Origin of the sequence: Mesorhizobium sp. M7A.F.Ca.US.014.04.1.1 (assembly GCF_003998745.1) — a bacterium.
Taxonomy (GTDB): Bacteria; Pseudomonadota; Alphaproteobacteria; order Rhizobiales; family Rhizobiaceae; genus Mesorhizobium; species Mesorhizobium ciceri.
The window spans coordinates 1-7,034 of the sequence record NZ_RZRW01000304.1 but is presented as its reverse complement, the minus strand read 5'-3'; the positions used below and the strand labels follow the sequence as shown (position 1 = coordinate 7,034).

General features: G+C 63.6%; 9 protein-coding genes. 5 read left to right on the top strand and 4 right to left on the bottom strand.

Features of this window, described 5'->3' with window-relative positions; translation table 11 throughout:
* The 5 genes from EOA22_RS19900 to EOA22_RS19880 form a co-directional block, all read left to right on the top strand.
* Window positions 1–519: NAD(P)-dependent oxidoreductase (locus tag EOA22_RS19900; protein WP_281040768.1), on the top strand; the 519-nt coding region annotated here is incomplete at its 5' end.
* Window positions 520–774: 255 nt separating this feature from the next.
* Window positions 775–1,806: a 2-aminoethylphosphonate ABC transporter substrate-binding protein gene (locus EOA22_RS19895; protein ID WP_063167536.1), complete on the top strand. Its 1,032-nt coding sequence runs from the start codon at window positions 775–777 to the stop codon at window positions 1,804–1,806.
* Window positions 1,807–1,835: 29 nt separating this feature from the next.
* On the top strand, window positions 1,836–2,981 hold the full coding sequence (locus EOA22_RS19890) for an ATP-binding cassette domain-containing protein (RefSeq protein ID WP_024502486.1): 1,146 nt from the start codon (window positions 1,836–1,838) through the stop codon (window positions 2,979–2,981).
* The gene (locus EOA22_RS19885; protein WP_063167537.1) at window positions 2,974–3,831 is read left to right on the top strand and encodes a 2-aminoethylphosphonate ABC transporter permease subunit; all 858 of its coding nucleotides are present in this window, start codon (window positions 2,974–2,976) and stop codon (window positions 3,829–3,831) included. Before EOA22_RS19890 ends, EOA22_RS19885 begins: the two co-directional genes overlap by 8 nt.
* 3 nt (window positions 3,832–3,834) lie before the next feature.
* On the top strand, window positions 3,835–4,632 hold the full coding sequence (locus EOA22_RS19880; RefSeq protein WP_013533032.1) for an ABC transporter permease subunit: 798 nt from the start codon (window positions 3,835–3,837) through the stop codon (window positions 4,630–4,632).
* 14 nt (window positions 4,633–4,646) lie between these two features.
* Here EOA22_RS19880 and EOA22_RS19875 read toward each other — a convergent pair whose 3' ends face one another.
* From EOA22_RS19875 to EOA22_RS19860, 4 genes are all read right to left on the bottom strand, one after another.
* A complete protein-coding gene (locus EOA22_RS19875) occupies window positions 4,647–5,102 on the bottom strand; it encodes a MaoC/PaaZ C-terminal domain-containing protein (protein ID WP_063167538.1) in 456 nt (151 codons plus the stop codon).
* Window positions 5,099–6,175 carry a Gfo/Idh/MocA family oxidoreductase gene (locus tag EOA22_RS19870; RefSeq protein ID WP_063167539.1) on the bottom strand — a complete coding sequence of 359 codons (1,077 nt, stop codon included), beginning with the start codon at window positions 6,173–6,175 and terminating at the stop codon, window positions 5,099–5,101. Before EOA22_RS19870 ends, EOA22_RS19875 begins: the two co-directional genes overlap by 4 nt.
* Entirely contained in the window at window positions 6,168–6,497 is a 330-nt protein-coding gene (locus tag EOA22_RS19865) for an L-rhamnose mutarotase (RefSeq protein WP_063167540.1), read from the bottom strand. Before EOA22_RS19865 ends, EOA22_RS19870 begins: the two co-directional genes overlap by 8 nt.
* 9 nt (window positions 6,498–6,506) lie before the next feature.
* Window positions 6,507–7,034: enolase C-terminal domain-like protein (locus EOA22_RS19860; RefSeq protein ID WP_281040767.1), on the bottom strand; the 528-nt coding region annotated here is incomplete at its 5' end.

Below are 7,034 nucleotides of genomic sequence, written 5' to 3'. Positions count from 1 at the left end.
GCCTTCCATGCGCGCGTTCTCGGCTTCGATCCCGGTGTCGATGTCGCAACCATGCGCACCGCCGGCATCGAGAAGGTAGAAGACCTCCACGTCATGCTGCGCGCCTGCGATTTCGTTTCCCTCCACTGCGTGCTGAACGACAGGACGCGCGGCTTGATTGGTGAAGCCGAGCTCGCTTGCCTGAAGCCTTCCGCTATCATCGTCAACGTCTCGCGCGGCGCGCTGATCGACGAGGCCGCCCTTGTCGAGGCGATCATCTCGGGGCGCATCGGCGGCGCCGGGCTCGACGTCTATTCGGTCGAGCCGCTGGCCAAATCGGGCCATCCGATGAGCGCGCTGTTCGGCCGCGACAACGTCATCCTGTTTCCGCATCTCACCTTCTTCACGCAGGGGGCCATGCGCCGGCTCGAAGACGACACGCTCGCGCGCTGCTTCGAAATTCTCGAAGGCCGGCCGGTTACCGTTCGTTCGTTCGACCCGCGGCTGCGGGCGCAGACATCTGGGGTTTCATTTGGCTGACCATCACCATCTCTGCACCCAATCGCGGGCCTTCCGCGAGGCCGGAATCGAAGCCAGGCCAGCGTTGCGACAGTTCCATGACAACTATCAGGTAAAATTTGCCTCTCATAAAATAAATAGATTTTACTTATCGATCGTCAGTCCCCAAAGTCGGCACAACGACGAGATCGAACGGTGCCGCATAAGGCTCCGGCCTACAGGCGAGATCGTCACAGTGCATCGCAGAATGTGCCATCAATCACAGGGGAACTGAGCATGAAATCGCAAAAGGCAACCATAGCTACGGCCTTCGCCGCGTCGCTGTTGGCGTCGTCGGCTCTTGTCGGACCGGCACTCGCCGACGGCGTCGTCACCATCTATTCCGCCGACGGCCTGCATGACGGCAATGGCAGCTGGTTCGAGACCGAATTCGCCGCCTTCACCAAGGCCACCGGCATCACCGTGCAGTATATCGAGGCAGGTTCCGGCGGCGTCGTCGAGCGTGTCGCCAAGGAAAAGTCGAATCCGCAGGCCGACGTGCTGGTGACCTTGCCGCCCTTCGTGCAGCGGGCCGCGGCTGACGGCCTGCTGCAGGACTACAAGCCGGAAGCCGCCGACCAGATCGATGGCGGCACAGACAAGTACCGGCCGCTGGTCAACAACTATATGAACTTCATCTACAACAGTGCCGTCCTGCCGGAAGCGCCAAAGGCCTACAACGACCTGCTCGACCCGAAGTTCAAGGGCAAGATCCAGTATTCTACCCCCGGCCAGGCCGGTGACGGCACCGCCGTCATGCTGCAGATCATCCACGCCTTCGGCAGCGAGGATGCCGGCTTCGAGTTCATGAAGAAGCTGCAGGACAACAATGTCGGCCCCTCCGCTTCGACCGGCAAGCTGACCGCGCTGGTCAACAAGGGTGAGCTGCATGTTGCCAATGGCGATCTGCAGATGAACATGTCGCAGATGGCCGACAATCCCAATATCAAGGTGTTCTGGCCGGCTGGACCTGACGGTGTGCGCTCCACCTTCGCGCTGCCCTATGAAATCGGCCTGGTCACCGGCGCACCCAACGCAGACAACGGCAAGAAACTGATCGACTTCCTGCTCTCCAAGGAAGCCCAGTCGAGCATCAGTTCCGTTGCGCTCGGCATGCCGGCTCGCAAGGACGTCAAGCCGGATGACGCCAACTTCGCCAAGGCGCAGGAGGCGATGAAAGGCGTGACCATCTGGTCGCCGAACTGGGACGACGCGCTGAGCAAGCTACCCGATTATGTCAAGCGCTGGAACGAAGCGACCGGAAGTTGATCCGCAAGGGAAACCCGGAGGACCACGCCATGTCGGCCGCAGCGTTTACTGGTACCAGTGTCATGGACATCGACGCCGCGAAGGTTCGCGGCGCCGGCTCCAATGTCCATTTCGACAAGGTCAGCGTTGCCTATGGCGCGCATGTCGTCCTGCATCCGCTGACCCTGGATATCGCACCTGGCGAGATCCTGGCGATGATCGGCCCATCCGGCTCCGGCAAGACGACGGCCTTGCGCGCCGTGGCCGGCTTCGTGCGACCCGCCAGCGGGCGGATCCGCATCGGCGCCACCGATGTGACCGATCTGCCGCCCTACGAGCGCGGCCTTGGCATGGTGGTGCAGAACTACGCGCTGTTTCCGCATATGCGGGTCGAGGACAACGTTGCCTTCGGCCTCAGAGCACAGGGCGCCGACAAGGCGCTGATCGGTGAGCGGATCAAGGATGCGCTGGGCACTGTCGGCATGTCGGCCTATGCCCGGCGCTATCCGCGCGAGCTTTCGGGCGGCCAGCAGCAGCGCGTGGCGATTGCGCGTGCCTTGGCCGTGCGGCCGCGCGTGCTCCTGCTCGACGAGCCGCTCTCGGCGCTCGACGCCCAGATCCGCCGCAACATGGTCGAGGAGATTGCCCGGCTGCACCGCAGCCTGCCCGGCCTCACGATCCTCTATGTCACCCACGACCAGACCGAGGCACTGACGCTTGCCGACAAGATCGCCATCATGCGCGACGGCAGGGTCTGTTCGCATGGACCGACGACCGAACTCTACCGCCGCCCGCCAAACCGTTTTACGGCCGAGTTCCTCGGCCGCGCCAATCTTCTTCCGGTAACGGTTGCCGAGGCCGTCGGGTCGAAGGGATTTGCCACGGCAAGGCATGGTGACGCGCTGCTGACCGGCGCCGGCCGCAACGAGAAGGCCGGCGACAAGAGCCTGCTCTGTATCAGGCCGCAGCATCTCAGCCTGACCGCCGACAGCGACCATACCAACCGCATCGTGGGCACGCTCCAGGAAGTGCACTGGCAGGGCGAACTGACCCATCTCGTGCTCGACGTCGACGGCACGCCGGTGCGTGTCTCGGCGACCAGGCTGCCGATCGCCTTGCCCGAACCCGGCGCCAAGGTGCCGCTGTTCTTCGCGCCCGCCGACACCTCGCTTCTCCCGGAAGACGCCGGTGTCTGAGGCGGTCGCCATCCCTGCGCCGGCGATGAAGCTCTCGTCGGGTAAATTGTGGATAGTGCCACCGGCGGCCCTGCTGGCGCTGCTGTTCTTCTATCCGTTGGCACTGATTGCCCGCCAGGCCTTCCTCGACGACAGTGGCGTCGCCAATGTCGCCGAAGTCATCCGCGTGCTGCATTCGCGCTTCTTCCTCAACGCGCTGATCAACACGGTGTCGATCTCGGTCGCGGCGACGGCCGGATGTCTGGTCGTCGGCCTCGTGCTGGCGCTGATTCTGGCCTTCGTGCCGTTCCCCGGCAGCGGCTTCATCGCCCGGCTGATCGATACCTTCATCGCGCTGCCGACATTCCTGGTGACGCTTGCCTTCACCTTCCTCTATGGCTCCGCCGGCATGCTCAATGCCGGGCTGATGGAGACCTTTTCGCTGCCGCTGCCGCCCGTCGATTTCCTCTATTCCGCGTGGGGTGTGATCCTGGCCGAGGTCACTGTCTACACACCCTTCATCCTGCGGCCGCTGCTCGCCGCCTTTTCGCTGGTCGACCGTGGCCAGATCGAAGCGGCGAGCGTGCTCGGCGCGCGGCCGTTTCGCATCGTTCGCCAGGTGATCCTGCCGGCGGCAATCCCGGCACTCATCGCCGGCGGCAGCCTCTGCCTGTTGTTGACTGTCAACGAATTCGGCATCGTGCTGTTCATCGGCGCCAAGGGCGTCATCACCCTGCCGCTGCTGATCTATGGCAAGGCGATCCAGGAATCGGCCTATCAGGTCGCCTGTATCATCGCCGTCGTCAACATCGCGCTGTCGCTCGGCCTGTTTGGCCTCTACCGTTTCGCCGCCGGCCGGTTGGGAGCCTAGCCCATGCTGGTCTGGTCACGCTCCGGTCGTCTTGTCCTGTGGGTGCTCTTCGCACTGATCTTCGGCGTGCTGTTCCTGGCGCCGCTCGCGGTCATCCTCCTGTCCAGCCTCGCCGACCAGTGGAACGGCGTGCTGCCCAACGGCCTGACGACGGAGCACTACACCGATGTCATTTCCGGTGCCGCCGGCAGAGCGGTCAAGGCCAGCCTGGTCACCGGCTTCCTGGCCAGCGCGCTGGCGCTGGTCAGCGGCACCTGGGCGGCCCTGTCGCTGCGCCTCCAGGGCCATGCCTTGCGGCGGCTGCTCGGCCTTTTGTTCTTCATCCCAAGCGCGGTCCCTTCGGTGTCTGTCGGCCTTGGCCTGCTGGTTGCCTTCAGCCATCCGCCGCTGCTGCTCAACGGCACGATCGCGATCGTCATGATCGCGCATTTCGTGCTGATCTCGGCTTTCACCTTCGGCAATGTCTCGGCTGGACTGGCGCGGCTTTCGCCCGACTTCGAGCAGGTGGCATCGAGCCTCGGCGCTCGCCCGGCCTACCGGCTTTGGCACGTCACACTGCCCTTGCTCGCACCCTATCTGGTTGCCGCCTTCGGTCTCAGTTTCGCGCTGTCGATGGGGGAACTCGGCGCCACCGTCATGGTCTACCCGCCGGGTTGGGTGACGCTGCCGGTCTCGATCTTCAGCCTTACCGATCGCGGCGACATCTTTGCCGGTGCGGCACTGACAATGATCCTGGTCGTGGCGACGCTGGTTCTCTTGCTCGGGCTGGAGCGCATTACCAAGCGCGCTACCGGCTCGTAGGACTTTCCCGAGTCTCAGCCCTGCGCCGGCCTGCGTTCGACGATGTAGATGTGGTCTGCCGCCAGCACCACGTCGCCGCGCTGGTTGATCACCTCGCACCGCTCGATCACCCGTCCTGAACCCGGCCGCTTGGGATCGTCTTCCTTGACCGCGATGGTGGTGCGCGTGCGGATTGTGTCGCCGATGAACACCGGCTTGATGAAGCGCAGCCGGTCGTAGCCGTAGGAAAAGGCGACAGGGTTAACGACGCTCGCGGTCAGCCCGATGCCGACGGAGAACACCAGCGTGCCATGCGCGATGCGCTGGCCGAATGGCGTCGTCTTCATGTACTCGGCGTCCATGTGGTGCGGAAAGAAATCGCCGGTGTGGCCGGCATGGACGATGAAGTCGGTCTCGGTGATGGTGCGGCCGCTTGTTAGGCGCGACGCGCCAATCTCGTAATCCTCGAAATACTTGATCTGTTCCATCAGGGTCTTTCCGCGATCGGCGTCGCCGGTGCCGCGCTCGACTGGTAGGCGGCCTCGACCAGCGCCATCGTGCTCCAGGCATCTTCGACGGGGCTTATCAGCGTATCATCTTCTCCGGTCGCAAAGCGCTGGACATTGGCCATGCGGCCGACGAAGGCATCGGGAAACCACTCGCCGGCCAAGGGCACGGCGATCCAGCCCGTTCCGCCCTTCGGACAGATCTCCAATACATCCGGTTCGCCTGTGGGATAATCGAGGTTGAGACCCAGCTTGAGATAGGCGGCACCCTCTGTGCCGCAGATGCGGAACTCGCAGGCCTGATGCCGGCGACCGAATTTGTGGTCGTGGTTGATCGACAGCGCGCAACGCACGGTGTCGCCATAGTCGAGAATGGCGCTGGTGCGCGTCTGCGCCACCTTATGGTTGGGATGGCCGAGCGTCTTGGCGTGCACGCCTCTGGGGTCGCCGAGCAACTGCCGGATCAGGTCGAGATAGTGGATCGAATGCATGGCGATCTCGACGCGCGGCGCCTTGAGCAGGAATTCCCAAAGCTCCCATGGTGTCGCCAGCGCCAGCCAGGCGTCGAAGTCGACGATCTCGCCGAGCCAGCCCTTGCCGATGGCATCCTTCAGCGCCAGCATCATTGGCGCGAAACGCAATTGGAAGTTCACCGCCGCGTGCAGCCTCCTGGCGCGGCAGATTTCGAGGATCGCGGTCGCCTCGGCAAGATTGCTGCCCATCGGCTTCTGGATCAGCGCCACCGCGCCGTCAGGCAAGGACTTCAGCACATCGGCATGATGCGACGGCGGGGTGGCAAGGTCGAAGATCGCGCCCTCGACAGCAGTCGCTTCTTCGACCGAGCCAAAGGCCGTCACGCCCCATTGGCTGGCCAGCTTTTCAGCCCTGACATGATCAGGATCATAAAGCCCGGCAACCGGAAAGCCGGCCTTCCGGTAGGCTGGGAAATGCGCGTCGCCGACGATCGATCCCGCGCCGAAGGTGACGATCGGCCGGGGTCTTGAGGGTTTTGGCCAGGATTGAACGAGCAAGGCAGGGTCGAAGCCGCCTTCAGTCATGATGGAAGACCTCATCCATCTCGGCCCACCACTCGCCCTCCTTGCGGGTCGCCAGCGGCTCCTGGCAGGGCATGCAGACGGCCCACCATTCCTGCGTCTTCGGGTCGGCCGCCATCTTGGCCATGTCGGCGGCATAGTCGGTGCCGTGGTATTCAAAATAGGAAAACAGCAGGTTCTCCGGCCGCTTCAGGTAGATCGAATAGTTCTTGATGTTGCAGGCCGAGATCATGGTCAGCACGCCGGGCCAGACGGCGGCATGGAGCCGAACATACTCATCGACCTTTTCCGGCTTCAGTCCGAGAATCATCCCCATCCGCTGCATATCAGTCTCCTATTTCGTGATCGCCGTGGTGAATTCGGCGATGCTCATGGCCTTGACCGCGTCCCAGTCCCAATCGATGCCGATGCCCGGTTCGTCGGGCGCCAGCGCCTGGCCATCTTCGATGCGCATGCGCTTGCCGGTCAACTGGTCGAGCTGCGGAATGTACTCGACATATCGGCCGTTCTGAACAGCGCAGGTCAGGCTGACATGCAGTTCCATCAGGAAATGCGGGCAGACCGGAATGTCGAAGGCCTCTGCCGCGTGCGCAATCTTGAGCCAGGGCGTGATGCCGCCGATACGGCCGACATCGACCTGCACGATCGAGCAGGCGCCTTTCTGCATGTACTCGCGAAAATGGCGGAGGGAGTAGAGCGACTCGCCGATGGCGATCGGCGTCGGCGTCGAGTTCGACAACCGCACATGCCCGTCGATGTCGTCGGCCGGCAGCGGTTCCTCGATCCAGGCGAGGTCGAGCTCACGCAGCCTCGCAGCGCGCCGGATCGCTTCGTCGACCGAAAACCCCTGATTGGCGTCGGT

Bases quoted from the DNA above. Each gene is read 5' to 3' on its own strand.
- EOA22_RS19895 (WP_063167536.1), top strand. From the start codon at position 775: ATGAAATCGCAAAAGGCAACCATAGCTACGGCCTTCGCCGCGTCGCTG.
- EOA22_RS19890 (WP_024502486.1), top strand. From the start codon at position 1,836: ATGTCGGCCGCAGCGTTTACTGGTACCAGTGTCATGGACATCGACGCC.
- EOA22_RS19880 (WP_013533032.1), top strand. From the start codon at position 3,835: ATGCTGGTCTGGTCACGCTCCGGTCGTCTTGTCCTGTGGGTGCTCTTC.
- EOA22_RS19870 (WP_063167539.1), bottom strand. From the start codon at position 6,175: ATGACTGAAGGCGGCTTCGACCCTGCCTTGCTCGTTCAATCCTGGCCA.
- EOA22_RS19865 (WP_063167540.1), bottom strand. From the start codon at position 6,497: ATGCAGCGGATGGGGATGATTCTCGGACTGAAGCCGGAAAAGGTCGAT.